The sequence below is a fragment of the Saccharopolyspora erythraea NRRL 2338 genome, from assembly GCF_000062885.1.
Lineage (GTDB): Bacteria > Actinomycetota > Actinomycetes > Mycobacteriales > Pseudonocardiaceae > Saccharopolyspora_D > Saccharopolyspora_D erythraea.
The window spans coordinates 6,928,366-6,954,896 of the sequence record NC_009142.1 but is presented as its reverse complement, the minus strand read 5'-3'; the positions used below and the strand labels follow the sequence as shown (position 1 = coordinate 6,954,896).

The window sequence follows — 26,531 nt, the reverse complement described above, 5'->3', positions numbered from 1 at the left end:
GTATGGGCACCTCATCTGTGGAACGACCGCTCGGCGCGCTGCGCGAGCGGCTGCCGGACCTGATGCTGCACGACCAGCGGCGGCTGCGCCGCCGCATCGAGGGCGCCCGCAAGATCCGCGACGCGCAGGCCCTGGAGCCGGTCGTCGCCGAGATCTCCGCCGACCTCGCCGCCGCCGAGCAGCGCGTCCAGCAGCGCCGCGGCGCGGTACCGGAGATCCGCTACCCGCAGGAGCTGCCGGTCAGCCGGCGCAGGGAGGACCTGCTGGCGGCGATCCGCGACAACCAGGTCGTGATCGTGGCCGGCGAGACCGGCTCGGGCAAGACGACGCAGATCCCGAAGATGTGCCTGGAGCTCGGGCGCGGTGTGCAGGGCATGATCGGCCACACCCAGCCGCGGCGGCTCGCCGCGCGCACGGTGGCCGAGCGGGTCGCCGAGGAGCTGGGCACCGAGCTGGGCGAGGCCATCGGCTACCAGGTCCGCTTCACCGACCGCGCCGGGTCGAACACGCTGGTCAAACTGATGACCGACGGCATCCTGCTGGCCGAGATCCAGCAGGACCGGCTGCTGCGCCGCTACGACACGCTGATCATCGACGAGGCGCACGAGCGCAGTCTCAACATCGACTTCATCCTCGGCTACCTCAAGCAGCTCCTGCCGCGCCGGCCCGACCTCAAGGTGATCATCACCTCCGCGACGATCGACCCGGAGCGCTTCTCGCGGCACTTCGACGACGCCCCGGTCGTCGAGGTCTCCGGGCGCACCTATCCGGTGGAGGTGCGGTACCGGCCGCTGGTCGACGACTCCGCGGACGAAGAGGACGTCGAGCGCGACCAGGTCCAGGCGATCTGCGACGCCGTCGACGAGCTCGGCGCCGAAGGCCCCGGCGACGTCCTGGTCTTCCTCAGCGGTGAGCGGGAGATCCGCGACACCGCCGAGGCGCTGCAGCAGCAGAACCTGCGAAACACCGAGATCCTGCCGCTGTACGCGCGGTTGTCGGCCGCCGAGCAGCACCGGGTGTTCCAGCCGCACGCGGGCAGGCGGATCGTGCTGGCCACCAACGTCGCCGAGACCTCCCTGACGGTGCCGGGCATCAAGTACGTCATCGACCCGGGCACCGCGCGCATCTCGCGCTACAGCTTCCGCACCAAGGTGCAGCGGCTGCCGATCGAACCGGTGTCGCAGGCATCGGCGAACCAGCGCAAGGGCCGCTGCGGCCGGGTGTCGGAGGGCATCTGCATCCGGCTGTACTCCGAGCAGGACTTCGAGTCGCGGCCGGAGTTCACCGACCCGGAGATCCTGCGCACCAACCTCGCCTCGGTCATCCTGCAGATGACCTCGCTGGGCCTCGGCGACATCGCGTCGTTCCCGTTCATCGAGCCGCCGGACCGCAGGCAGGTCACCGACGGCGTGAACCTGCTGCACGAGCTCGGCGCCATCGACCCGGCGCAAAAGGACGTGCACAAGCGGCTGACCTCCACCGGCCGCAAGCTCGCGCAGCTGCCCGTCGACCCGCGGCTGGCGCGCATGGTGCTGGAGGCCGAGCGCAACGGCTGCGTGCGCGAGACGCTGGTCATCGCCGCCGCGCTGTCCATCCAGGACCCCCGCGAGCGGCCCGCCGACAAGCAGCAGGCGGCGGGGGAGAAGCACGCGCGCTTCGCCGACAAGGAGTCGGACTTCCTGTCCTACCTGAACCTGTGGCAGTACCTGCGGGAGCAGCAGCGTGAGCTGTCGGGCAACCAGTTCCGCAAGCTGTGCAAGGCGGAGTTCCTCAACTACCTGCGGGTGCGGGAGTGGCAGGACCTCTACGCGCAGCTGCGCCAGATGACCAAGTCCATGGGCATCACGCCGAACAGCCATCCCGCCGACCCCGCCCACATCCACCAGTCGCTGCTGGCGGGTCTGCTGTCGCACATCGGGCTCAAGGACACCGACAAGAAGCAGGGACCGCAGAACCGCGGCGGCGGCAACGAGTACCTCGGCGCGCGCAACGCGAAGTTCGCCGTGTTCCCGGGGTCGGCGCTGTTCAAGAAGCCGCCGCGCTGGGTGATGGCCGCCGAGCTGGTGGAGACCTCGCGGCTGTGGGCGCGCATCGCCGCCCGGGTCGAGCCCGAGTGGATCGAGAAGCTCGCGCAGCACCTGGTCAAGCGCAGCTACAGCGAGCCGCACTGGGAGAAGGACCGGGCCGCGGTGATGGCCTACGAGAAGGTCACGCTCTACGGCGTGCCGCTGGTGGCCGGGCGCAAGGTCCAGTACGGGCGCATCGAGCCCGAGCTGTCGCGGGAGCTGTTCATCCGGCACGCCCTGGTCGAGGGCGACTGGAACACCAGGCACGAGTTCTTCCACGCCAACCGCGCGCTGCTGGAGGAGGTCGAGGACCTCGAGGAGCGGGCGCGGCGGCGCGACATCCTCGTCGACGACCAGACCCTGTTCGACTTCTACGACCAGCGGGTCGGCGCGGAGGTCGTCTCCGGGGCGCACTTCGACTCGTGGTGGAAGAAGACCCGCCGCGAGCAGCCCGACCTGCTCAACTTCGAGAAGTCGATGCTGATCAACCAGGAGTCGGCGGCGGTCAGCGACCGCGACTACCCCGACGCCTGGCAGCAGGGCGGCCACCGGCTGCCGCTCTCCTACCAGTTCGAGCCAGGTGCCGACGCCGACGGCGTCACCGTGCACATCCCGCTGCAGGTGCTCAACCAGATCGACCCGGACGGCTTCGACCGCCAGATCCCCGGCATGCGGGAGGAACTGGTCACCGCGCTGATCAAGTCGCTGCCGAAGCAGCTGCGCCGCAACTTCGTCCCCGTCCCCGACCACGCCCGCGCGGCGCTGGCCCGGATGGAGCCCGGCGGCGACCTGCTGGAGTCGCTGGAGCAGGAGCTGCGGCGGATGACCGGCGTCACGGTACCGCGCGAGTCCTGGGACTTCGACCGGATTCCCGACCACCTGCGGATGACCTTCCGGGTCGTCGACGGCAAGGGCCGCAAGCTCGCCGAGTCCAAGGACCTCGGCGCGCTCAAGCAGCGCCTGAAACCCAAGGTGCGGGCCGAGATCTCCAAGGCGGCCGACGAGGTCGAGAAGTCCGGCCTGCGCGAGTGGGACTTCGGCGAGCTGCCGCGGACCTTCCAGACGCAGCGATCCGGGCACGCGGTCAAGGCGTACCCGGCGCTGGTCGACGAGGGCGAGAGCGTCGCGGTGCGCATCTTCGACACCGAGGAGGAGCAGCGCGAGGCGCACTGGCGGGGAACCCGGCGGTTGCTGCTGCTCAACCTGCCCTCGCCGCTGAAGTCCATCCAGCGCGGCATGGGCGGCGCCACCCGGCTGGTCTTCGGCGCGAGCCCGCACGGCGACGTGGCAGGCGTCCTCGACGACTGCCTGAAGTGCGCGGTGGACAAGCTGATCGCCGACCACGGCGGTCCGGTCTGGGACCAGGCGTCCTTCGCGACGTTGCTGGGCAGGGTCGGCTCCCAGCTCGGCAGCGCCACCGCCGACACGGTGTCCAAGGTGGAGCGGGTGCTGACGGCACGCCAGCAGGTCGACGCCCTGCTCGCCGACCGCACGCGCCGCCTCCCCGCCGAGTCGATGGCCGACATCACCGACCAGCTCTCCGGCCTGCTGCACCCCGGCTTCGTGACCGGCACGGGGTGGACGCGGCTGCTCGACGTGGTGCGCTACCTCAAGGCCGTCGAGCAGCGGGTGGACAAGCTCCAGTTCCACCCGCAGCGCGACCAGGACTGGATGTACCAGGTGTTCGAGGTGCAGGACCGCTACCGGGACATGCTCGACGCGGTGCCGGCGGGACGGCCGGTGCCCGAGGAGCTGCGGCAGGTCGGGTGGATGATCGAGGAGCTGCGCGTGAGCCTGTTCGCCCAGACCCTCGGCACCCCGCACCCGGTTTCGCTCAAGCGCGTCCACCGCGCGATGGACAAGGCGCAGAAGAAGAGCTGACGCCCGGTCTGGTGCGGGGGCGCGAGCGGACGGCTTCGGTGCGCGTCAGTTGACGCGGTCGGCGTAGCCCTCGGGCAGGTCGGCGGGGCCGACGGCGATCACGGACTCGTCGTCGGGGCCGCGGTCCTCCAGGAACGTGATCTCGGCGAACTCCGGCACGACGTGGACCGGGTAGGTCGGGCCCGCCTCGCGGTAGGCGGCCATCCGCGCCAGGTGGTCGTTCTGGAAGCAGACCGTGCGCTCGGGGTGCTCGTGCACCCAGCGGGGGAAGAAGATCACGCCGTGCAGCCGGCGGCTGCCGGGCAGCACGGTGACGCTCACCGACGTGCCCGTGGGCTCGCTCCAGGACACCTTGTAGACGTCCTCACCGAGGCGGACGAGGTCGACCCGCTGGTCGCGGACCCAGCGCCCGCCGACCATGCCGCTGTGGATCCGGTAGTCGATCGTGCCGGCGTTCTTCACGTACATCTCGTACCGCCAGCCGTTGGCGTAGGTGTAGATGAAGTGCTTGCCGACGATGCCCCGCAGTTCGTCGTGGCCGGCCGGGGTCGCGACGGTGGTCACGTGCGCACCTCCTCGCGTGAGTAGTTTTGCAACAAAACAACTTTGGCACAAAACCACTTCGGTTGGCAAGATGGCCTGGTGGACACCGCCGCCGACCTCGGCCGCCTGCTCGGACCGCTGCGCAGGGCGCTGCTGCGCTCGACCCGCGCCACGGAGGACCTGCCCGACCTCCCCGAAGCGCAGATCGAAGTGCTGCGGGTGCTGGCCGCCGAAGGACCGCTGGGCACCAGCGCCGTCGCGGAGCGGTTGCGGATCTCGCCGTCGACGGTCAGCAACCTCGTGCGTTCGATGATGGCGGCGGGCCTGGTGCAACGCCGCCGCTCGGAGTCGGACCTGCGGGCGGTGGGGCTCTCGGCCACCGCGGAGGCGCTGGACCTGCTGGAGCGCTACGACCGGGCGAGCCGGGAGATCCTGCGGACGGCGATGGACCGGCTCAGCGCGGCGGACAGGGCCAGGCTCGCCGACGCCGTCCCGGCGCTGGAGAACCTGGTGTCCAACCTCAGCCGCTGAGAGCGGCCCGAGCTCTATTCGCCGCGACCCAGCACGTTGCCGGTGGCGATCTTCGGGCGGGGCAGCTCCGCGTGCTCACGGCGGCGCGCGCCCGCGTAGACGGCGGCGGTGCCCTCCGCGATGCGTTCCCAGTCGAAGTCGCTGCTCAGCCGGGCCTTCGCCGCCTCGGCGCGGCGCTCGGCCGCCTCCGGGTCGCACAGCACCCGGTCGACCGCGTCGGCGAGGCCGGCCACGTCCCCCGGTGCGAACGCCAGCCCGGTGCTCCCGTCGAGCACGATCTCGCCGAGACCGCCCGCGGTGGAGGCGACCAGCGGCGCGCTCGCGGCGGCGGCCTCCAGCGCGACGATGCCGAACGGCTCGTAGCGGCTGGGCAGCACCACCGCGTCCGCGGCCGCCAGCAGGGAGGCCAGCTCGGTGTCGGGCAGGTGCCCGGTGAAGCGCGCGGCCTCGGAGACGCCGTGCTCGGCGGCCCGCTCGACGAGCCACTCCTGGTGCGTCCCGCAGCCCGCGATGGCCACGGTCGTGCCGGGGTGGCGCTCCCGGATGGCGGGCAGCGCGGCCAGCAGGTCCTGGACGCCCTTCTCCCACTCCAGCCTGCCGAAGTAGAGCAGCAGCGGTGCGCCGTCGCGCCCGTGCGAGCGCCGCGCCGCGGCCACGTCGTGGGCGCGGACCTGCCAGGTCCGCGTCTCGATCCCGTTGTGCAGCACCGTGATCGACGCCGGATCGACGTCGAACAGCTCGGCCGCCTCGGCCCGCATCGCCGCCGAGCAGGTGATCAGCTCGTCCGCCCGGTTCGCCAGCCACCACTCGACCGAGTGGATCTGCTGGCTGTGGATCTGCGACAGCCAGCCGCTGTGCCGTCCCGCCTCGGTGGCGTGGATGGTGGCGACCAGCGGCACCTCGGCGGCTTCGGCCAGCGCGATGGCCGGGTGGGTGACCAGCCAGTCGTGGGCGTGCACGACGTCCGGCCGCCATCCGCGCAGCAGGCGCTGGCCCGCGCGGACCATCGCGTGGCCCATCGCCAGCGTCCAGGCGACGAGGTCGCGTTCGAAGGTCAGGTGCGGCGGGTCCTCGGCGACCCGCACCAGCCGGACGCCGTCGACGACGGTGTCACTGGCCGGGTGCGTCTCCGGGTCGGTCCCGGCCGGCTGGCGGCACAGCACGACGACGTCGTGGCCCTGCCCGGCCAGGGTGCGGGCCAGCGCGTGGACATGGCGGCCGAGCCCGCCGACCACGACCGGCGGGTATTCCCAGGACAGCATCAGCACGCGCATAGGAGGTGAATCCTTCCAAAGACCCCCAGCGAGGTTACCGCCCGGTACGGTACGGCGCGCCACGTGCGCGGAGCCAACAGGCGCCAGTGGATCTCCGCGGGCCGTTCCGGCATGCCAACGGCCCTGGTGGGCAGGGCTGGGGAGGTCAACGGGGTGGTGCCCGAACTGCTGGGCCTGCCGGGGTCGTCGGCTGAACCCGCGTGGGCCTCCGCTTCAGCCGGGCAGCAGCCGGGCGTCGAGGTGGCCGAACACGCCGTCGCGCCCGCGCAGCTCGCGGGCCAGCGCGTCGGCGTCGGCGTACCGTCCCGACTCCAGCAGGTCGAGCAGCCGGTGGGCGCGCGAGGTGTGGTCGTGGGCGCGCTCGCGGGCGTAGCCCGCTCCCGCGTCGTGGGTGACCATGAACGCCCAGTCGCTGGCCAGCGCGAGCACGGTCTCGCGCAGGAGCTGGTCGAGGACGTGGTCGCGGGCGGCGCCCGCCCGCGGTGCCCGGCGCAGCACGCGTTCCTGGAGCCGCTGGTTCGCGTCGGCGATCTCGGCGACCGGCTCACCCGCCCACACGCGCCAGTCACCCCCGACGCCCCACGAGGTCTCCGGCAGCTCGACCGGCTCGCCCAGGTGGCCGACGGCCAGCGCGCCGCGCAGCGTCGTCACCCGGACACCGGCCTCGGGCAGCGTGCGCAACACCCGTTCCAGCCAGCGCGGACCCTCGAACCACCAGTGCCCGAACAGCTCGGTGTCGAAGGCCGCGACCACGAGTCCCTGGCGGCCGCCGCGTTCGCGGTGCTCCTCCAGTCGCTGCCGCACGGCGGCCACGAAGTCGTCGGCGTGCTCGTCGGCCACCGCCGCCGCCGGGCCGAGCGCGTAGGGCTGCTTGTCCTCCGGCGCGACGTCCTTGCCGGTGATGCGCGACGGCTTGAGGCCCACGGCGTGGTCGAAGGTGTGGAAGTCGCGGTAGGCCGGGTGCGAGGGGTAGCCGCCGTCGGACCACACCAGGTCGCTGATCGACACGTCCCGCCCGAAGCACACGATGTCGGTGCGGCCGACGGTGTGCGCGGCGGAGACGTCGTCCAGCGCGCTGCCGTCGACCAGGAAGCGCCGCACGCCCGTCGCGGCGTACTCGCGCTCCACGCCCGGGCCGTAGGCGCACTCCGGAGCCCAGATGCCCTCCGGCGCGCTGCCCAGGCGCAGCCGGGTGTCGGCCAGCCCGAGCCGGAGCGCGAACTCGCGCAGCCGCGGGTCGAGCAGCGGCTGGAACGGGTGCGTGGCGGGCCCGCCGATCAGCTCGACCACGTCCGAGTCGACCAGCGGCCGCAGCACCGGCGACGCGCCGTGGCGCCACCGCAGCTCGAACTCCTCCAGCGCTCGCGAGGCCGCGCGGCACTCGGCGGCGGCCAGCTCGTCGCCCGAGCCGCGCCAGCGCGCCGCGGCCTCCTCGGCGCGCAGCCGCCAGTTGCCCAGCCAGTGGTGGAAGCCGCGAAGGCAGTGCGGGTCGTCGAGCTGCGCGGCCAGCACCGGGGTGAGGCCGAAGGTGAGCACGTCGCGGTGGCCCTCGGCGGCCAGCCGCTCCAGCATCCCCACCACGGGCAGGTAGGAGGAGGCCCACGCCTGGTAGAGCCACTCCTCGCCGACCGGCCACCGGCCGTGCCCGGCGAGCCAGGGCAGGTGGCTGTGCAGGACCATGGCGAAGTCGCCCACGGGTTCGTTCACGTCGCGGGCGAGACGGTCACGCCGAGCGCGCCTGGACCGGCGTGCGCGCCCAGCACCGCGCTGGTCTCCTCCAGCGTGATCCGCCGGGCCTGCGGCAGCGCGTCGCGCAGGCCGTGCAGCAGCTTCTCGGCCCGCTCTGCGAACTGGAAGTGCTCGACCCCGATGTCGACCGGACCGCCACCGGCCTTCTGGATGGCGTGGGTGAGGGCCTTCTTCAGCGCGCGGTCGGGACCGATCGCCTTGCCGAGCTGGTCGATCGCGCCGTCCTTGAGCTGCAGGACGGGCTTGATCGACAGCGTCTGGCCGAGCCACGCCTGCGCCCGTCCGATCCGGCCACCGCGCTGGAGGTACTCCAGGGTGTCGACGTAGAGCAGCTGCGTCGTGGTGCGCAGCCGCTGGTCCAGCACGCCCATCACGCCCTGCATGGTGGCTCCGGCCCTGGCCGCCTCGGCGGCGGCGATGACCGGGAAGCCCAGGCCGAGCCCGACCAGCCGGGAGTCGACCACGTAGACCGGGATGCCGATCTCGGCGGCGGCCTTGCGCGCGGAGGCGCAGGTCTGGGACAGGCCCTCGGAGATGTGGATGGAGATGATCGCTTCGGCGCCCGCCGCCGCGGCGTCCATGTAGTTCCAGAAGAACGCCGGGGCGGGCGGCTCGGAGGTGGCCACCGGCACGCCGGAGCGCATGGCCTCGGCCATCTCGGGATGCGGGACGCGGCGCTCGTCGTTGTACTCCTCGCCGACCTTGAGCTCGAGCTGGACGACGGAGATGCCGAGCTGGTCGGCGACGTCGAGCGGGATCGAGGCGGTGGAGTCCGTCACGATGGCGACGCGTTGGCTCATGACGGTCAGGCTACTAACCGGTATTGCCATTTCATACCGGGCCTGCCGAGGGGCTTTCCGGGGCGGTTCGCGGCCGGACCGGCGCTCCGGTGCGCCCGGAGGTGAGTACTGTCACGCACGTACCCCGGTTGCGCTGGGGCTACCGACCGGTAACATCGGCCGTGGTTGGCGTCACCGTGCTATTGCCGTACTGACGTGGCAAGGTCAACCATCCCGGTGATAAGCCGGGGAGAAGCAAGCTTTCCAACGTTCCCAGCCGTCAGTCCGCAGGAGGTCGAAGAGGACCCATGAACATCGTCGTCCTGGTCAAGCAGGTGCCCGACACGTGGTCCGAGCGCAAGCTCACCGACTCGGACCACACTCTCGACCGCGAGTCGGCGGACGCTGTGCTGGATGAGATCAACGAGCGTGCCGTCGAGGAGGCCTTGCTGATCAAGGAGGCCCAGGGCGGCGAGGTGACGGTCGTGGCGATGGGCCCGGAGCGGGCCACCGACGCCATCCGCAAGGCGTTGTCGATGGGCGCGGACAAGGCGATCCACCTCTCGGACGAGGCGCTGCACGGCTCGGATGCGGTGCAGACCGCGCGGGCGCTGGCCAAGGTCGTGGGCACCGTGGAGTCGGTCGACCTGGTGATCGCGGGCAACGAGGCCACCGACGGCCGCACCGGCGCGGTGCCGGCGATGCTGGCCGAGGTGCTGGGCCTGCCGCAGCTGACGTATGCGCGCAAGGTGGAGACCGACGGCTCGACGATCAAGGTCGAGCGCGAGACCGACGCCGGCATCGTGCACGTCGAGGCGAGCCTGCCCGCGGTGGTCAGCGTGACCGAGAAGATCAACGAGCCGCGCTACCCGTCGTTCAAGGGCATCATGGCCGCGAAGAAGAAGCCCGTCACGGTGCTGTCGCTGGCCGACGCCGGCATTGACGCTTCCGAGGTGGGGCTGGCCAACGCCGGTTCGAAGGTCGTCGAGTCCGCGCCGAAGCCGCCGAAGCAGGCCGGTCAGCGCGTGACCGACGAAGGTTCCGGCGGCGTGCAGATCGTCGAGTTCCTGGCCGGTCAGAAGCTGGTCTGACAGTCCCACTGGTTTCGCGAGGAGAAGTCGTTATGTCTGAGGTTCTGGTCCTCGTCGACCACGTGGACGGCGAGGTCAAGAAGGTCACGCTGGAGCTGTTGACCGCGGCGCGCCGCATCGGTGAGCCGTCGGCGGTGGTGGTCGGCGAGCCGGGTACGACCGGCAAGCTCAAGGACGCGCTGGCGTCCTACGGCGCGGCGAAGGTGTACGCGGCGGAGTCGGCCGAGGCCGGCCAGTTCCTGGTGACCCCGCAGGTGGACGTGCTGGCCAAGCTGGTCGGTGAGGTGTCGCCGGCGGCGGTGCTGGTACCGGCGTCGGTGGACGGCAAGGAGGTCGCCGGCCGGCTGGCGGTGCGCCTGGGCTCGGGTCTGCTCTCGGAGGTCGTGGACCTGGACGGCGAGGGTGTCGGTTCGCACTCGCTGTTCGGTGGCACCTACGACGCCAAGGCCAAGGTCGTCACGGGCACGCCGGTGATCACCGTGCTGCCCGGCTCGGTCGAGGCCGAGCAGGCCGAGGGTGCGGCGGCCGAGCAGGCCGTGGAGGTCCCCGCCGTCGATGCGGGTAAGAACGCCAAGATCACCGGTACGCAGCCGGTCGAGGCCGGGGACCGCCCCGAGCTGACCGAAGCCTCCGTGGTGGTCTCGGGTGGCCGCGGTGTCGGCTCGGCCGAGTCGTTCGACGTGGTGGAGAAGCTGGCCGACTCGCTGGGCGCGGCTGTGGGTGCCTCGCGTGCGGCGGTGGACTCGGGCTACTACCCGCACCAGTTCCAGGTCGGCCAGACCGGCAAGACCGTCTCGCCGCAGCTCTACATCGCCCTGGGCATCTCCGGTGCCATCCAGCACCGCGCCGGCATGCAGACCTCCAAGACGATCGTGGCGGTGAACAAGGACGCCGAGGCGCCGATCTTCGAGATCGCCGACTTCGGTGTCGTGGGCGACCTGTTCAAGGTCGCCCCGCAGCTCACCGAGGAGATCAGCAAGCGCAAGGGCTGATCGCGCGCAGCCGCGGAAGAGGCCGTGGGTCCGCCGGACCCACGGCCACTTCGCGCCTCACGGTTCCCGGTGGCTGACCGCCTCGTCGCGGCTCAGGACTTCTTCGCCTCGTCGCGGCCCTTGCAGGCGAGCTTGTCGGCGCGCTCGTTCTCCGGGTGCCCGGCGTGGCCCTTGACCCACTCCCACGTGATCTCGCCGTGCCTGCCGCACTCCTGGTCCAGCCGGCGCCACAGGTCGGCGTTCTTGACCGGCTGCTTGGCCGAGGTCAACCAGCCGTTGCGCTTCCAGCCGCGCATCCATTCGGTGATCCCCTTGAGCACGTAGGTGCTGTCGGTGTGGATCCGCACCAGCGGCACCGGGCGCGTCAGCGCGGCCAGTCCCTCGATGACGGCGGTCAGCTCCATCTTGTTGTTGGTGGTGGCGGTCTCGCCGCCGTACATCTCGCGTTCGTGGTGCCCGTAGCGCAGCACGACGCCCCAGCCGCCCGGTCCGGGGTTGCCGCTGCACGCGCCGTCGGTGTAGAGGTCAACGGCGTTCTGGGCGGAGCTGTGCTGCGTCATGCCGGAAAATCTACTGCGCCGCGTCCGGGGCGTCTGCCAAGCTCCCCGCTGTGCGAATCCTCTTCACGTCAGCGCCCGGCTACGGGCTGATGCTGCCCGTCGTCCCGCTGGTCTGGGCGGCCAGGGCGGCCGGCCACGAGGTGCTGCTCGCCACGGCTTCGGAGATGACCGAGGTTGGCGCGCGGGCGGGCCTGCCGGTGGTCGACGTGTTCCCGGACCGCGACGTCTGGCAGGAGCTGATGCGCGGCGTCGTCGGCGAGGACCGCGCGGGGCTCTCCGCCGAGTACGCCAGGGCCGCCGCGTCGGGCAACCCGTTCGGCCTGTTCACTCACCATGACCGAGGGGACGATCGAGGCCGGCCGGGCGTTCGGGGCCGACCTGGTCGTGTTCACCTCCGATCACGCGGCGGGACGGATCACCGCGCAGGCGTTCGGGGTTCCCGGGCTGGAGGTGGGCAACCGCGTCTCCTGGTCGCTGCGCGACGCCGACTTCCGCGAGAACCACAACTCCTTCGACGGCGAGCTGGAGCGCGGCCTACAGCGCGAGCTGGGCATCGCCGACGGCGATCCGCGACTGGTCGCCCGCATCGACCCGCGACCGGCGAGCATGGGCGGTCTCAAGGCCGACGAGCCGGACCCGCGCGACGGCGTCCCGTGGTGGCCGATGCGGTTCGTGCCGTTCAACGGCGGCGCGGTGCTTCCGCCCTGGACGATGCAAGCGCCGCCGCGGCCGAGGGTGTGCGTGACCCTGGGGACGGTGGTGCCCGCGATCAGCGGGACGACCAACCTCGAGGTGGTGGTCGAGGCGCTCGGCGGCATGGACCTCGACGTCGTGCTCGCGGCCGGCACCGCGGACCTGACGGCGTTGGGGACGCTGCCGGAGAACGTGCGCTCGGTCGGCTTCCTGCCGCTGTCGGCGTTCCTGCCGTCGTGCTCCCTGATCGTCCACCACGGGGGCTCGGGCACCACCGCCGCACCGCTGCACTACGGGGTGCCGCAACTGGTCCTGCCCGCCTTCGCCGACAACCCGCTGTCGGCGAAGCGCGTCGCCGATCGCGGCGTGGGCCTGTCGCTCGACCCGGCCACCGCGGACGTCGAGACGGTGCGGGAGATGGTGCGGCGCCTGCTCGAGGAGCCTCGGTTCTCCTCGGCGGCGGCCGAGGTCGCCGAGGAGATGGCCGGGCAGCCGAGCCCGTCCGAGGTCGTGGCGCGGGTGGCGGACGCCCTGGGCTGAGCCGCCGCCACCGGGCCGGGTCGTCAGCGGGCCGGGTCGTCCACGGCGAGGCGGACGGCCAGCCCCGCGTACACGGCGGCGGAGACCCGGTCCAGCCACCGCCGCACGCCGCGGCGGCTGACCAGCATGTCCGACAGGCGTCCGGACGCGAAGCCGGCCAGCCCGTCCACGGTGAGCCCGACCGCGATGAACACCGCGCCCAGCACCATGAACTGCACCGGTACCGGCCACTCCGAGCCGGGCGTGACGAACTGCGGGAAGAACGCGAGGAAGAACAGGATCACCTTGGGGTTGGCCAGGTTCGTCAGCACCGCCATCCCGTAGACCCGCCGCAGCGAGCGCGCGGGAACCGCGTGTCCTGTCGTCCCCGGGTCGGTGCCTGGCGACCGCAACGCGTCGAACGCCAGGTAGGCCAGGAACACCACGCCGAAGATCCGCACCAGCTCCAGCATCATCGGAGCCGCCTGCAGCAGGGCGCTGAGCCCGAGCGCGGCGGCGGTGGTGTGCACCGCCAGACCGGTGGACATCCCGACCGCCGCGACGACTCCCGCCCGCGCCCCGGACGCGATTCCGTTGGCCATTATGTAGAACATGTCGGGGCCGGGCACGATGCTGATGATCGCTGCCGCCCCCGCGAACGTGACCAGAACTGCCAGGTCCAACTGCGTCTCCCGTGCGCTCGGAGATCATCCCGCCGCGTTGCCGAACACCGGTCATTAACCGAAAATTCCTGCTTCGTGTCATCCTCCGGCCTTCTGGACGTTCGGCGCGCGGAGATACACCTGGCAGCATGTCCGAGTCGCAAGTGCTTGTCAGCACCGCGCCCACGGGGACGGCCCCTTCGGCCGACGACGCCCACTACTCGCTTCTCGTCGCCCGCGACACCGACGAGGTGCGGGCCGCGCAGCGCCTGCGCTACCAGGTGTTCGCCGAGGAGATGGGCGCCACCGTCACCGGGGACCGGCCCGGCGTCGACAGCGACGCCTTCGACGACTTCTGCGATCACCTGATCGTGCGCGACGACCGCACCGGGGAGATCGTCGGCACCTACCGGATGCTGCCGCCGGAACGCGCGCAGGCCGCCGGGAAGCTGTATTCGGAGACCGAGTTCGACCTTTCCGCGTTGCACGCGCTGCGCCCGGCTCTGGTGGAGACCGGCCGTTCCTGCGTGCACCGCGACCACCGCAGCGGAGGGGTCGTCAGCCTCGTCTGGGCGGGCATCGCCCGGTACATGCTGCTGTACGGGCACTCCTGGCTGGCCGGCTGCGCCTCGGTGCCGCTGGAGGACGGCGGCCCGATGGCCGCGCGGGTGTGGGACGAGGTGTCGGCCAAGCACTTCGCGCCGGAGGAGTACCGGGTGCACCCGTACCAGCCGTGGAACCCGGAGCCGGTCAAGCGCACCGGCCGCGGTCCGCTGCCGCCGCTGCTGAAGGGCTACCTCCGGCTGGGCGCGTGGGTGTGCGGAAGGCCCGCGCACGACCCGGACTTCGGGGTCGCCGACTTCTTCGTGCTGCTCGACCTCAAGGCCGTCGACCAGCGCTACCTGCGGTTCTTCCTGGGCGCGGCGGCATGACGCACCCCTGGATGCCGACCTCGCCGTGCGGGCCGGGCTGCCTCCCGCAGCGGCCGAGCCGGGTCGCGCCGCCGCGCGTCGCGCTGCGCCTCGGCCACGCGCTGTGCGTGCTCGTGGGCGGAATCGGCATCGCGGTGGTGATCTCCGTGCTCCCCGGCCCCGCCAGGCGGCGGCTGGTCCGGGAGTGGTTCCGCGCGCTGCTGCGGGCTTTCGGCGTCCGGCTCGTCGTGCGCGGCGAGCACGGCGCGGGTGGCGGGCTGGTGGTCAGCAACCACGTCTCGTGGCTCGACGTGGTGGCCATGCAGGCGGTGTGCCCGATGCGGCTGCTGGCCAAGACCGAGGTCCGGACGTGGCCGGTGATCGGCCCGCTCGCCGGCCGGGCGGGCACCCTCTACATCGACCGCGACCGCCTCGCCACGCTGCCCGACGCGGTCCGCACCATCGCGGACGCGTTGCGGGAGAACGCGGTCGTCGGCGCGTTCCCCGAGGGCACCACGTGGTGCGGGCGGTCGTCGGGCAGGTACCGGCCCGCGGTGTTCCAGGCGGCGGTCGACGCCGGAGCGGTGGTGCGGCCGATGGCGCTGCGCTTCCACACCTCCGGCGGAGAGCCGACCACGGCGGCGGCTTTCGTCGGGGAGGCCACCCTGCTCGAGTCGGTGCTCGCGGTCGCACGGTTGCGCGGCCTGGTGGTCGAGCTGTCGCTGCTGCCGGAGCTGGACGCCACGCGGATCACCGACCGCCGCGAACTCGCCCGCCTGGCCGAAACCGCCGTCTCGGGCGTGACCACGGCGCACGCCCCTCCCGAACCGGTCGCGCAACCCGTAGCGGCCTGACACCCCGCACCCGGCCCGCGACCGCCGACGCCGGTCGCGGGCCGGATCTGTTGTGCCGCAACAAATAGAAACGGTTCCAAGCGCCTGGTAGCCCCCGTGCGCGAGCCGCCCGGGAGCGCAGCCTGACGGCGGCCCGGCGTTGCGGCATGCGGATGACTCGCCACGAACCGCTGGACTTCCACCGGGGTCGAAGTAGCAGGCTCGGCGGGTGAGCACCGAGACGAGAGCGAAGACCAGCGCCCTGTGGGCACCCGAACGCCGCAACTTCACGGTCGGCCTGATCCTGATCATCACCCTCGCCGCGTTCGAGGCGATGGGGCTGGGCACGGCGCTGCCGACGATCGTCGCCGAGCTCGACGGCCACCGCTACTACTCCTGGCCCTTCACGGTGTTCATGGCCGCGAGCGCCATCGGGACGGTGCTCGGCGGCCGCCTGGCCGACCGCCGGGGCCCGGCGGTCCCGCTGCTGCTGGCGCTGCCCACCTTCGCGCTCGGGCTGGTCGTCGCCGGTGTCGCCCAGGACATGCCGACGCTGCTGGTCGCCCGCGTGCTGCAGGGCCTGGGCGGCGGGACGCAGATCGTCGCGCTGTACGTGATGATCGCCCGCGCCTACCCGGAGGAGCACCGGCCGAAGGCGTTCGGGGCGATCTCGTCGGCGTGGGTGGTCCCGGCGCTGGTCGGGCCCGCGATCGCCGGCTTCCTCACCGAGTACCTGAGCTGGCGTTGGGTCTTCCTGGGCCTGGCACCGCTGGTGCTGCTCGGCGCGGTGCTGCTCGCGCCGACGGTCCGCCGCTTCGGTTCCGGCGCGGAGGAAGGCGCCGCGCCCAGGCGGAAGGGGCTGCCGCTGGCCGCGCTCGGTGCGTCGGCGGGCGTGGTGGCGCTGACCTGGTCGGCGCAGAACCCGTCGCTGTTCTCGCTCTCCCTCGGCGTGGCGGCGGTCGTCGCGCTCGGGGCGTCGATCCGGGTGCTGGTGCCCGCCGGGACGCTGATCGCGCGGCCGGGGCTGCCCGTGATGGTGCTCGCGCGGGGCCTGATGGCCGGGGTCTTCTTCACCGCGCAGGCGTTCGTGCCGCTGACGCTGTCGACGGTGCACCACTACTCGCCCGCGATGGCGGGCGTGCCGCTCACCGTCGGTTCGCTCGGCTGGTCTGCCGGCGCGCTGTGGCAGGGCGGGCAGCGCGCCCTGAGCCGGGAGGCGGTGGTGGCCACCGGGCTGCTGCTGGTGGGCGCCGGAGTGGCCGGACTCACGCTGATCGCCCCGGAGTGGGGACCGCACTGGCTGGTCTTCGGGCTGTGGTTCGTCGCGGGCTCGGGCATGGGGCTGGGCATGGCGAGCACCTCGGTGCGGGTGCTGGAGCTGTCGCCCGCCGACGAGCGCGGGTTCAACTCCTCGGCGCTGCAACTCTCCGACATGCTCGGCCAGGCCGCGATGGTGGGGCTCGGCGGTGTCCTGGTGACCTCGCTCGCGGCCACGGGATCCCCGGCGGCGGGGGTCGTCCCGCTGGACCTGCTGCTCACGGCCGCCGCGTGCTGCGCCGCGCCGCTGGTCCTGCGCTCGCGGCGGGAACAAATGGCCTGACCAGCGCGTTCCGCTTGCGGACCACGGCGGGCACGGCCATCTGCCTGCATTACCCTGGAACGGCGATGACTTACCTTGACCACGCTGCCACCACTCCGATGCGACCGGAGGCGGTCGCGGTGATGAGCGAGGCGTTGGCCCGGCTGGGCAACGCCTCCTCCCTGCACACTTCGGGCAGGCGGGCGCGGCGCGCGGTCGAGGAGTCCCGCGAGGCGCTGGCCGCCGCGCTGGGCGCGCGTCCGTCGGAGGTGCTGTTCACCGCGGGCGGCACCGAAAGCGACAACCTCGCGGTCAAGGGCATCTTCTGGGCCCGTCGGGCCGCCGATCCGGCCCGCCGCCGCATCCTGGCCTCCACCGTCGAGCACCACGCCGTGCTCGATGCCGTGGAGTGGCTGGTCGAGCACGAGGCGGCCGAGGTGACCTGGCTGGAGGTCGACGCCCTTGGCCGGGTGCGGCCCGAGACGCTGGAGGCGGCGCTGCGCGCGGCGCCCGGCGAGATCGCCCTGGTCACGGTGATGTGGGCCAACAACGAGGTCGGCACGGTCAACGACATGGCCGAGCTGGCCGCGGTCGCCGACCGCTACGGGGTGCCGCTGCACACCGACGCGGTGCAGGCGGTCGAGACGTTGCCGGTGGACTTCGCGGCCTCCGGCGTCTCGGCGCTGACGATGACCGGGCACAAGGTCGGCGGCCCCTACGGCGTCGGCGCGCTGCTGCTGTCCCGGGACGTCGGGTGCACGCCGCTGCTGCACGGCGGCGGCCAGGAGCGCGAGGTGCGCTCCGGCACCCTCGACGTCCCCGCGGTGCTGGGGTTCGCCAGTGCGGTGCGGGAGGCCGTCGAAAGCAGGACGTCGCACGGGCCGGAGCTGACCGCGCTGCGCGACGACCTGGTCCGCGGTGTCCGCGAGGTGGTCCCGGACGCCGTGCTCAACGGCGACCCCGGTGACGGTGCCGTCGGCGGTGGGCCGTCGCGGCTGCCGGGCAACGCGCACTTCACCTTCCCCGGCTGCGAGGGCGACAGCCTGCTGATGCTGCTCGACGCCAAGGGCATCGAGTGCTCCACCGGTTCGGCCTGCACCGCGGGCGTCGCCGAACCCAGCCACGTCCTGCTGGCGATGGGTGCCGAGCCGAAGGCGGCGCGGGGTTCGCTGCGGTTCTCCCTCGGCCACAACTCCACGGTGGCCGACGTCAAGGCGCTGACCGAGGCGATCGGGCCGGTGGTGCAACGAGCGCGCGGCGCCGGTACGGCCGGGCTGCGCAGGACTTCGGTGCGGGCGTCCGCGCCGACGGAGGTGTGAGGCGTGCGAGTACTGGCTGCCATGAGCGGCGGGGTGGACTCCGCCGTGGCCGCCGCGCGGGCGGTGGAGGCCGGCCACGAGGTGGTCGGCGTGCACCTGGCGCTGTCGGCCAAACCCGGCACGCTGCGCACCGGTGCCCGCGGCTGCTGCACGATCGAGGACTCCCACGACGCGCGGCGGGCCGCCGACATCCTGGGCATCCCCTTCTACGTCTGGGACTTCGCAGAGCGGTTCACCGAGGAGGTCATCGAGACCTTCGTCGGCGAGTACGCCGCGGGCCGCACCCCCAACCCGTGCCTGACCTGCAATGAGAAGATCAAGTTCGAGGCGTTGCTGGAGAAGGCGATGGCGCTGGGCTTCGACGCGGTCTGCACCGGCCACTACGCGCGGCTCACCGTCGAGGACGGCGTGCCGGTGCTGCGGCGCAGCCGGGACGAGGGCAAGGACCAGTCCTACGTGCTGGCCTCGCTGACCGCCGAGCAGCTGGGGCACTCGATGTTCCCGCTCGGCGACTCGCTCAAGTCGCAGGTGCGGCAGGAGGCCGCCGAGCGCGGGCTCGCGGTCGCCAAGAAGCCCGACAGCCACGACATCTGCTTCATCCCCGACGGCGACACGAAGAAGTTCCTCGAGTCGAAGCTGGGGCAGAAGCCCGGGCAGCTGGTCGACGCCGAGACCGGCGCGGTGCTCGGTGAGCACACCGGCGTGCACGGCTTCACCGTCGGGCAGCGCAAGGGGCTCGGCATCGACGCGCCCGCACCCGACGGCCGGCCGCGCTACGTGCTGTCGCTGGAGCCGGTGTCGGGCACGGTCAAGGTCGGCTCCGCCGACCACCTCGGCGTCACCGAGATCGACGCCAAGCGCCCGATCTGGCCGTCGCAGCGGGAGCTCGACGGCCCGACCGAGTGCGTCGTGCAGGTCCGCGCCCACGGCGGCACCGCGGACGCGGTCGCCGAGGTCGCCGACGGCGGCATGTCGATCCGGCTCCGCCGGCCGCTGCGCGGCGTCGCGCCGGGGCAGGCCGTCGTGCTGTACCGGCCGGAGGAGGAGGGCGACCTCGTCCTCGGCAGCGCCCTGATCGCCGCGACGCGCTAGGGGAGTTCATCCGCGGCGGTGCGAGCTGGGGCCAACACCGCAAGCGGCTGACGCCGCTTGTGAACAATCCCCAGGGGAGTCAACGCGTCGGACCGGCCGACCTCGCCGCCCGCGCAGAGCCACCTCCCGTCGCTGTCGCCGCGACGCGCTGGTCCGCGCCGCTCCGCGCTACGGGCGCACGCCGCCGTAGTCGGGAAGCTCGATCGCGTTGGCGGCGCGCTGGATTCCGCCGGAGAGCCTGCCGAGCGCGGGGAACCTCGACATGAACCGCATGACCTGGTTGCGCAGCCAGATCCGGGTCCGGCCGGCAGGGATCAGCACCTCCGCACCCGACTCGGCGATCTTCTGGTTCTGCCGCACGTACTCCCGCATCCGGTCCTCGTACCGCGCGAACGCGATGCGGTGGTCGCCGTCCGCCACCCGGAGTTCTCCCGCGAGCACGTACGCGCCCACCAGTGCGAGGCTGGTGCCCTGGCCGGACAACGGCGACGGGCAGTACCCCGCGTCGCCCACCAGCGCGATCCGGCCCCGGGACCAGCGGTCCAGGTGGACCTGGCTCACCGAGTCGAAGTAGAAGTCCGGCGCGTGCTCCATCTCCTCGAGCAGCCGCGGCACCTCCCACCCCACGCCGGCGAACACCTCGCGCAGAATCCGCTTCTGCTGCGCGGGATCCCGGTGGTCGAAGGGGATTTCCCCCGACGCGAAGCCGAGGATCGCCTTGGCGCCGAGCTCACCACCGGAGGCGTAGACGCCCGCGAGCTTGCCGGGCACGTTGTGCACCAGCGTCCAGCGTTCCGGAGCGAGGTGGCCGCCGACGCCGAAGATCGAGATGTGGTGTCCGAGGTGGCGCCGGAACCGCGCCTCCGCGCCGAAGGCCAGCGCCCGCACCTGAGAGTGCAGGCCGTCAGCGCCGATCACCAGGTGGAACCGCCGGGGTGCGGCGTGCTCGAAGGTCACGAGCACTCCCTGGTCGTCGGGCTCGAGGCCGGTGACGGAGTCGCCGAAGACGTACTCGACACCGTCCGCGGTGGCGTCGTGGAGGATGCGGCTGAGCGCGCCGCGCATGATCTCCAGGTCGCGGCCGTTGCCGCGCCCGTCGAAGTGCTCGGTGCTGATCTCGGCCAGTGGCCGGTTCGAACCGTCGACGTAGGTGATGCCGCGCATGTCGATCCCCCCGGCGCGAACCTGCGCCAGCACGCCCATCCGCTCGACGACGTCGACCGCGACGCCGCGGACGTCCACGGCGTAGCCGCCTTCGCGCGGCGCGGGCGCGCGCTCGACCACGGTCGGGTTGAAGCCGTGGGCGCGCAGCCGGTGGGCGAGCGCCGGTCCGGCGACGCTCGCGCCGGAGATGAGGACGTCGGTGTTGTCCATGTGCTCTTCCCGTGTTCGCAGGGTTGTCGTTCGGCGCCGTGAGCACGAAGGTATGGACGCTACTTACCGGTCGTCAAGTAAATTACCGGTCGGCAGGCAGGTGGGTACCATGTCGCGAGCGGACGGTGAGAGGAGCAGCGGCATGCCCAGGGCCAGGGGCGACACCAGGAGCGAGATCCGCCGGGTCGCCGCGGAGCTGTTCGCCGCCCAGGGCTTCGAGAAGACCAGCCTGCGCGAGGTCGCCGAACGCCTCGGCATCACCAAGGCGGCGCTGTACTACCACTACCCGTCGAAGGCAGAGCTCGCGCGCGGCATCGTGCAGCCGCTGGCCGACGACGTCGCGGCGCTGCTGTCGTCGGCGGAGTCCGCGGCCGAGGTGGACCGGCGCGCGCTGCTGGAGTCCTACTTCGACGTCATGGCCGGCCATCGCGAGGTGCTGTGGATGGTCCTGCGCGACGTGAGCGTGCTGGCCGGGCTGGAGCTGTTCCAGGACATGCTCGACTGGCGCCGCAGGCTCAACGTGCTGCTCATCGGGGCCGACGCCACGCCGGAGCAGTGGGCGCGGGCCACCGTCGCCGTGGGCGGTCTGCAGGACTGCGTCACGAACGAGGGCGACGTGAGCGTGTTCCGCACTGCTGCGGTCGATGCGGCTCACGCCGCCCTCGTGTCGGGCCCGCGCTAGCGCGGTTGCAGCGGGCCGGTGGAATGGGCTTCTCCGCTCCGCCGCCGCGGGATTCGCGTTCGTTCTGGTCCATTCGGCCGCTACCTGTGGTGGACCGACCGGGCGAATCCTTTCGCGAAACGGTCTTGCCCCGTTTCGTCGCGGTTGCGGGAATTGCGATCTGGATGGTGGAAATCGCCGTCCCCCGAATGGAAGCGACAATTCCCGGTGAATTGATCGGTTGCGCCAGGACTCAGGTCGTGGCGTCGTACCGCGTGGGCAGCAAAGCACGGACCTCGACCCACGCTGCGCTGAGCAGCAGTCGAGCCGGGCTCGTCCGGCGTGCGGACCCGGTCCGGTGACCGGAGATCCGCACCCCCCTGGATCGCTCGTGTTGCTCGATCTGTCGGTCCTGGATCACAGCGCCCCTTTCGCCTGTGCCCCCCCCCGTCCGGCCCCAGTCCGGCTGTTGTCCTGGGCGGGCGGCCCCCCGATGGCCGCCCGTCCCGGTACCCGCCTGGCCCCGACTCCAGGAAGGTGCCCCCCGCTGTGTTCCCGTTTTCCCAATTACAGCGGTGTGGGATAGAAACATTGGGGGTTACTCGCCAGTTGCACAAGGCCCGGATGAAAAAATTTCCCGAACCGCGATCGATCTTGGCTCCCTGTTGCGGAACTCCCACGTTCTTTTGGTGCGCAGGGAGTTCGCCCTCGGAGCAATGGATGAGTTCCTTCGGCGGACAGCGGCTGGTGCCGGGTGCGCGGAGCCGATAGTGTCTTGCGATCACAGCGCTGTGGAGGGTTGGCGATGCTCGATCCGCGTGCCGGCACGGTGGGCGACGTGTTGCGGCGTACCGCCGCTCGGGTGCCCGGCAGGGTAGCGCTGCGTTTCGCCGACGGGTCGGGCGCGGAACGGGAGTGGACCTACGCCGAGCTCGACGACGCGGTCTCCCGCGCCGCGGGGGTGCTGCTGGCCGCCGGGGCGTCGAAGGGCGACCGGATCGCCGCCTACGGCAGGAACTCCGACGCCTACCTGATCGGCTTCCTGGCCTGTGCGCGGGCCGGGCTGGTGCACGTGCCGATCAACTACAACCTCACCGGTTCCGAGCTCGGCTACCTGGTCGAGCAGTCCGGCAGCACCATCGCGCTGGCCGATCCGGCGCTCGCGGGTGCGCTCTCCGGCGTCGACCGCGTGATCCCGTTGCGCGGCGCGGAGAAGTCGTTGCTGGAGCTGAGCACGGCGGGCGAAGTCCCGGCGCTGCCGGAAGACGTCGCCGATGACGACCTGGTGCAGCTGCTCTACACGTCCGGCACGACGTCCCGCCCCAAAGGCGCGATGATGACGCACCGCGCGCTGCTGCACGAGTACGTCTCGTGCGTGGTGGCCCTGGACTTCACCGACGGCGACGACCCGCTGCATGCGATGCCGCTCTACCACTCCGCGCAGATGCACGTATTCCTGTTGCCGCACCTGATGATCGGCTCCACCAACCGGCTCGTGGAGTCACCCGATCCGCAGGACGTGCTGCGCCGCGTCGAAGAAGAGCGCATCGGCGCGTTCTTCGCCGCGCCGACGGTGTGGGTGGCGCTGTCCAACCACGACGACTTCGGCAGGCGGGACCTCGGCTCGTTGCGCAAGGCCTACTACGGTGCGTCCATCATGCCCGGTCCGGTTCTCAGCAGGTTGCGGGAGTCGTTGCCCGGACTGGGTTTCTACAACTGCTTCGGCCAGTCGGAGATCGCTCCACTCGCGACGGTGCTGCGCCCCGAGGAGCACGACCTGCGCCCCGACTCGGCGGGCCGCCCGGTGCTGTTCGTGGAAGCGAAGGTCGTCGACGAGCAGGGGAACCAGGTAGCCCCGGGCGAGCTGGGCGAGATCGTCTACCGCTCGCCGCAGCTCTGCACGGGCTACTGGAACAAGCCCGAGGAGACCGCGGAGGCGTTCCGGGACGGCTGGTTCCACTCCGGCGACCTGGTGCGGCAGGACGAGCAGGGCTACGTCACCGTGGTCGACCGGATCAAGGACGTGATCAACACCGGCGGGGTGCTGGTGGCCTCGCGGGAAGTCGAGGACGCGCTCTACACCCACCCCGCCGTCGCCGAGGTCGCCGTCATCGCGGTGCCGGATCCGAAGTGGATCGAGAGCATCGCCGCGGTGGTCGTGCGCAAGTCCGACGTGGACGAAGCCGAGCTGCTGGAGCACGCGCGCGAGTCGTTGGCGGGCTTCAAGGTTCCCAAGCGGATCCGGTTCGTCGACGACCTCCCGCGCAACAGCTCGGGCAAGTTGCTGAAGCGGGTGCTGCGGGAGCAGTTCGTCGAGCGGTGACCGGCTTCTCCGCCGGTTTCCGGGCGGGCAAGCCGATAGCGGCCCGTGCTCGTCGAGCAGTTCTCGGGCCGAAGCCCGCATCTCGTTCGGCCGCCGAAATCGACGGGACGCCGTGCAGGACGACGATGTAGCCGCCCTCGATGGTGCCCGGCACGCCCGCGTTGACGACGCCCGTCTCCGCCTGCGCGGAGACCGCGTCGCCGAGCGTCACCGCCACGACGCTTGTCGGTCCGATTCCGGTCCGCACGCGCGTGTCGGTCCGCTGCCGCCCGCAGGGTGTATCGCTCCGCGCCGGTGCGCGTCCGCACCCCGGCACCGGTGGCGGCCCGGTGCGGGTCGCCCCCTCCCGGTCTCCATCGTTCCCGCCCCGATAATGGCCGCGTGAGCGAAGCAGCGTGGGAACCAGGAACGGCCACCGCCATCGGGTCGATGCCCGGTACCGACCCGGTGGAGGCCGCACGCACCGTCGTCGGGGAACTGCCCGAGCTGATGCCGTTCCCCGAGCTGCCCGCGCGCGGTGTCGGCGCCGACCTCATCGGACGCACGGCGGGCATGCTCGTCGGCGATCTGGCCGTCGAGGTCGTGCCCTCCGGCTACCGCGTCGCGGGTCGGCCGGGGCACGACCAGCAGCGTGCCGTCGACCTGCTCAGGTGGGACCTCGACGCCGTCGAGCAGGCCGCGGCCGAGGCCGGCGCGCCCCGCGTGGTCAAGGTGCAGGCGGCGGGTCCGTGGACGCTGGCGGCGGGTATCGAGCTGATGCGCGGACACCGCGTGCTGACCGACCACGGCGCGCTGCGCGACTTCACCGAGTCGCTGACCGAAGGGCTCACCGAGCACGCCGGGCAGGTCGCCGCGCGCACCGGCGCGCGGGTCGTCGTGCAGCTCGACGAACCGTCGCTGCCCGCCGTCCTCAACGGCCGGCTCCCCACGCCGTCCGGCTACGGCACCGTGCCCGCCGTCCCCGCCCCGGACGCGCAGCGCAGGCTCGCCGAGGTGATCGAGACGCTCGCCGCCGCCACCGGCTCCCCGGTCGTGGTGCACTGCTGCGCCCGGCGGCCCCCGGTCGCCCTGCTGCGCAGGGCGGGCGCCGGGGCGATCGCACTGGACGCCACTGGCTTGGGCGACGTGACGGGCGAGTTCGCCGACGAGCTCGGCGAAACCTGGGAGGAGGGCACCACCCTGTTCCTGGGCCTGGTGCCCAGCCGCGAAACCGAGACCACCCTGCGCCAGGTGGCCCAGCCCGCGTTCGACCTCGCCACCCGCCTCGGCTTCTCCCGGCGCACCCTCGCCGAACGCGGCGTCCCCACCCCGACCTGCGGCTTCGCCGGGGCTTCCCCGGCGTGGGCTCGCCGGGCCATCGGCCTCACCCGCGACCTGGCCCGGATGTTCGCCGACGAAGCCGAAGGCTGAACGGGGGAGACCAAAGCGGCCATCGCAGCGTGATCGATCGGATACGCTCGGAGATCGAAATCCTGCACGCGGAAGGGGCGGAGGGGCGATGGCCCGCATGTTGGTCGCGTTCGAGTTGCCCGGGCAGCATCCCGAACGGCTCGAACAGGTCACCCGGCGGCTCTACGACGAACTCCGGATTCTCGGAGCCGTTCGTGTGGACCGGGTCCGCGAGAGCGGAGGAGAGGGCACGAAATCCGGGCTCGGCACCGCGCTCGGGCAACTGGTCCTCAGCGGATCGTTCTCCGCGGCCACCGCGACCGCGGTCGTCAAGGTCGTGCTGGCCAACCTGAAGCGCGCGGAGGCGAGGTCGGTCGCGCTGGGCGAGGGTGAGAGCCGAGCCGAGTTCACCGGTCTCACCGCGGCGGATCAGCACACGTTGGTCGAGGCGGTGGCGGCGCGCATGCTCCAGCAGGCGGCCGAGCAGGACGGAGCCGGCCAGGGCGGCGCAGAGGACGCGGTCACCGACGACAGCGCCCAGTAGGCGGCCGACGTGGGACGACGCATCGCATTGCTGGTGGCCACTTCGATGTACGCCGATCCCTGGTTCAGAGCCCTGCGCGCACCGGCGAACGAAGTCCAGGAGCTGAGACAGGTCCTGCAAGAGCAGGGCCGGTTCGAGGTCATGGACGTGCTGGTCAACGAGTCCAAGAGCCAGATCGAGCGCAAGATCGACGACCTGTTCCGCGAGTGCGAGCCCGACGACCTGGCGCTGCTCTACTTCTCCTGCCACGGCATCCGCACCGATGAGGGAAGGTTGCTGTTCGCGGCGGTCAACACCGAGTTGGCCCGCCCCGACTCGACCGCGGTCGCCGCGAGCCTCTCCAAGACCGCGGACCTGGCTCGGCGCATCGCAGTGGCCTGGCCATGGCCACCGGCGCCGAAGCCATCGGTGCTTCCTCAGAAGGTCCCCTACGCGGAAGCCGACGGACAGAGCCCGAACATCGTCCTCGGGCCGGTGCGGCGGAGTGAGCGGTGGGCGGAGCTCGATCTCGCTCGTACCGGGCACGTTCTGTGCCTGGGTGAGCCGGGTTCGGGCAAGACCGCGCTGCTGCGCGTGGTCCTGTACGAGATCATGCGCCTGCACCCCTTCGGGGACGCGGTCGTTGTGCTGGTCGATCCCAAGAGGTCGATGATCGGCGAGGCCGGGGCCGAGAACCTGCACTACCTCGCGATTCCGCACGAGTTCGAGGCTGTTGCCGAGGAAGTCGCGGCCGAGCTCCGAAGAAGGATGAGGGGGCGCGGTACCACGGCGCAAGGCCGGTTCGCGGGTCGGCGGATCTTCTTCCTGATCAACGATTACGAGATGGCGCACGGCAGTCGGCACCTGTTCGACGTGCTGGAGCCCTTCGTGGCGCAGGACATCGGTTTCCACCTCGTCGTCACCAGGAACTCGATCAACTCGCGCCATGCTTTGGAGCAAGACCTGTTGCGGGGGATGCTCGCCGCCGGATGCGCCTCGCTGGTGCTCAGCGGTGAGGAGCGTGACGGCGAGCTCCTGTCCGGCGTCCGGTCCGTGCCACGTCCGCCCGGACGAGGCGTGCTCCTGCGTCCCGGCGAGGAGGAAGTCGTTGTGCAGATCGCGTGGGCTCGCTGAGGTTGCCCTGGAGTAAGCAAGATCAATTTTTCCCGTTCCGGCCCGGTGCGATG

22 protein-coding genes and 1 pseudogene are annotated in these 26,531 nt (G+C 71.8%); 16 read left to right on the top strand and 7 right to left on the bottom strand.

Annotated elements, in window-relative coordinates; translation table 11 throughout:
- The first annotated feature begins 2 nt into the window (after positions 1-2).
- Positions 3-3,947: an ATP-dependent RNA helicase HrpA gene (gene hrpA / locus SACE_RS29775; RefSeq protein WP_011874978.1), complete on the top strand. Its 3,945-nt coding sequence runs from the start codon at positions 3-5 to the stop codon at positions 3,945-3,947.
- Between the two features lie 45 nt (positions 3,948-3,992).
- Here hrpA and SACE_RS29770 read toward each other — a convergent pair whose 3' ends face one another.
- Positions 3,993-4,511: a phenolic acid decarboxylase gene (locus SACE_RS29770; protein WP_009944352.1), complete on the bottom strand. Its 519-nt coding sequence runs from the start codon at positions 4,509-4,511 to the stop codon at positions 3,993-3,995.
- A gap of 78 nt (positions 4,512-4,589) precedes the next feature.
- Here SACE_RS29770 and SACE_RS29765 point away from each other — a divergent pair, with 78 nt between their 5' ends.
- The gene (locus SACE_RS29765; RefSeq protein ID WP_009944353.1) at positions 4,590-5,021 is read left to right on the top strand and encodes a MarR family winged helix-turn-helix transcriptional regulator; all 432 of its coding nucleotides are present in this window, start codon (positions 4,590-4,592) and stop codon (positions 5,019-5,021) included.
- Positions 5,022-5,035: 14 nt separating this feature from the next.
- Here the strand turns inward: SACE_RS29765 and SACE_RS29760 are convergent, their stop codons facing one another.
- From SACE_RS29760 to SACE_RS29750, 3 genes are all read right to left on the bottom strand, one after another.
- Complete coding sequence (locus SACE_RS29760) at positions 5,036-6,295, bottom strand: glycosyltransferase family 4 protein (RefSeq protein WP_009944354.1); 1,260 nt, start codon at positions 6,293-6,295, stop codon at positions 5,036-5,038.
- A 213-nt stretch (positions 6,296-6,508) separates the two neighbouring features.
- On the bottom strand, positions 6,509-8,002 hold the full coding sequence (locus SACE_RS29755) for a 1,4-alpha-glucan branching protein domain-containing protein (protein WP_029621461.1): 1,494 nt from the start codon (positions 8,000-8,002) through the stop codon (positions 6,509-6,511).
- Complete coding sequence (locus SACE_RS29750; protein WP_009944357.1) at positions 7,999-8,844, bottom strand: DegV family protein; 846 nt, start codon at positions 8,842-8,844, stop codon at positions 7,999-8,001. The genes SACE_RS29755 and SACE_RS29750 overlap by 4 nt, the downstream gene beginning before the upstream one ends.
- Before the next feature lie 287 nt (positions 8,845-9,131).
- Between SACE_RS29750 and SACE_RS29745 the strand changes: the two genes are divergently transcribed.
- Both SACE_RS29745 and SACE_RS29740 read left to right on the top strand, forming a co-directional pair.
- Positions 9,132-9,914: an electron transfer flavoprotein subunit beta/FixA family protein gene (locus SACE_RS29745; RefSeq protein WP_009944358.1), complete on the top strand. Its 783-nt coding sequence runs from the start codon at positions 9,132-9,134 to the stop codon at positions 9,912-9,914.
- Between the two features lie 32 nt (positions 9,915-9,946).
- On the top strand, positions 9,947-10,906 hold the full coding sequence (locus SACE_RS29740; protein ID WP_009944359.1) for an electron transfer flavoprotein subunit alpha/FixB family protein: 960 nt from the start codon (positions 9,947-9,949) through the stop codon (positions 10,904-10,906).
- A gap of 92 nt (positions 10,907-10,998) precedes the next feature.
- On the opposite strand, the gene rnhA is transcribed toward SACE_RS29740, so the two are convergent.
- A complete protein-coding gene (gene rnhA, locus SACE_RS29735; RefSeq protein ID WP_009944360.1) occupies positions 10,999-11,466 on the bottom strand; it encodes a ribonuclease HI in 468 nt (155 codons plus the stop codon).
- An 89-nt stretch (positions 11,467-11,555) separates the two neighbouring features.
- Here rnhA and SACE_RS39995 point away from each other — a divergent pair.
- Both SACE_RS39995 and SACE_RS29725 read left to right on the top strand, forming a co-directional pair.
- Positions 11,556-11,654 (top strand): annotated as a pseudogene (locus tag SACE_RS39995) (hypothetical protein); the annotation flags it as partial.
- 145 nt (positions 11,655-11,799) lie between these two features.
- Positions 11,800-12,699 (top strand): nucleotide disphospho-sugar-binding domain-containing protein, encoded by a 900-nt coding sequence (locus SACE_RS29725; protein WP_009944363.1) that lies wholly within the window; start codon positions 11,800-11,802, stop codon positions 12,697-12,699.
- Positions 12,700-12,722: 23 nt separating this feature from the next.
- On the opposite strand, the gene SACE_RS29720 is transcribed toward SACE_RS29725, so the two are convergent.
- Complete coding sequence (locus SACE_RS29720; protein ID WP_009944364.1) at positions 12,723-13,361, bottom strand: LysE family translocator; 639 nt, start codon at positions 13,359-13,361, stop codon at positions 12,723-12,725.
- 128 nt (positions 13,362-13,489) lie between these two features.
- Between SACE_RS29720 and SACE_RS29715 the strand changes: the two genes are divergently transcribed.
- From SACE_RS29715 to mnmA, 5 genes are all read left to right on the top strand, one after another.
- Positions 13,490-14,272: a GNAT family N-acetyltransferase gene (locus SACE_RS29715; protein ID WP_009944365.1), complete on the top strand. Its 783-nt coding sequence runs from the start codon at positions 13,490-13,492 to the stop codon at positions 14,270-14,272.
- 11 nt (positions 14,273-14,283) lie between these two features.
- A complete protein-coding gene (locus SACE_RS29710; RefSeq protein WP_009944366.1) occupies positions 14,284-15,105 on the top strand; it encodes a lysophospholipid acyltransferase family protein in 822 nt (273 codons plus the stop codon).
- A 208-nt stretch (positions 15,106-15,313) separates the two neighbouring features.
- Positions 15,314-16,684: an MFS transporter gene (locus SACE_RS29705; protein ID WP_009944367.1), complete on the top strand. Its 1,371-nt coding sequence runs from the start codon at positions 15,314-15,316 to the stop codon at positions 16,682-16,684.
- 65 nt (positions 16,685-16,749) lie between these two features.
- Positions 16,750-17,982 (top strand): cysteine desulfurase family protein, encoded by a 1,233-nt coding sequence (locus SACE_RS29700; RefSeq protein ID WP_021342136.1) that lies wholly within the window; start codon positions 16,750-16,752, stop codon positions 17,980-17,982.
- A gap of 3 nt (positions 17,983-17,985) precedes the next feature.
- Positions 17,986-19,074, top strand: coding sequence for a tRNA 2-thiouridine(34) synthase MnmA (gene mnmA, locus SACE_RS29695; RefSeq protein WP_029621462.1), 1,089 nt, complete (start codon positions 17,986-17,988; stop codon positions 19,072-19,074).
- A 168-nt stretch (positions 19,075-19,242) separates the two neighbouring features.
- On the opposite strand, the gene SACE_RS29690 is transcribed toward mnmA, so the two are convergent.
- On the bottom strand, positions 19,243-20,448 hold the full coding sequence (locus tag SACE_RS29690) for an FAD-dependent monooxygenase (RefSeq protein WP_009944370.1): 1,206 nt from the start codon (positions 20,446-20,448) through the stop codon (positions 19,243-19,245).
- A gap of 142 nt (positions 20,449-20,590) precedes the next feature.
- On the opposite strand from SACE_RS29690, the gene SACE_RS29685 reads away from it, so the two are divergent.
- The 5 genes from SACE_RS29685 (at position 20,591) to SACE_RS29665 (ending at position 26,478) form a co-directional block, all read left to right on the top strand.
- Positions 20,591-21,130, top strand: coding sequence for a TetR/AcrR family transcriptional regulator (locus tag SACE_RS29685; RefSeq protein WP_009944371.1), 540 nt, complete (start codon positions 20,591-20,593; stop codon positions 21,128-21,130).
- A 784-nt stretch (positions 21,131-21,914) separates the two neighbouring features.
- Positions 21,915-23,432: an acyl-CoA synthetase gene (locus tag SACE_RS29680; protein WP_009944372.1), complete on the top strand. Its 1,518-nt coding sequence runs from the start codon at positions 21,915-21,917 to the stop codon at positions 23,430-23,432.
- Between the two features lie 381 nt (positions 23,433-23,813).
- Positions 23,814-24,842, top strand: coding sequence for a methionine synthase (locus SACE_RS29675; protein WP_009944373.1), 1,029 nt, complete (start codon positions 23,814-23,816; stop codon positions 24,840-24,842).
- 88 nt (positions 24,843-24,930) lie between these two features.
- On the top strand, positions 24,931-25,365 hold the full coding sequence (locus tag SACE_RS29670) for a hypothetical protein (RefSeq protein ID WP_009944374.1): 435 nt from the start codon (positions 24,931-24,933) through the stop codon (positions 25,363-25,365).
- Between the two features lie 9 nt (positions 25,366-25,374).
- Positions 25,375-26,478 carry a caspase family protein gene (locus tag SACE_RS29665; RefSeq protein ID WP_011874973.1) on the top strand — a complete coding sequence of 368 codons (1,104 nt, stop codon included), beginning with the start codon at positions 25,375-25,377 and terminating at the stop codon, positions 26,476-26,478.
- Positions 26,479-26,531 lie beyond the last annotated feature (53 nt).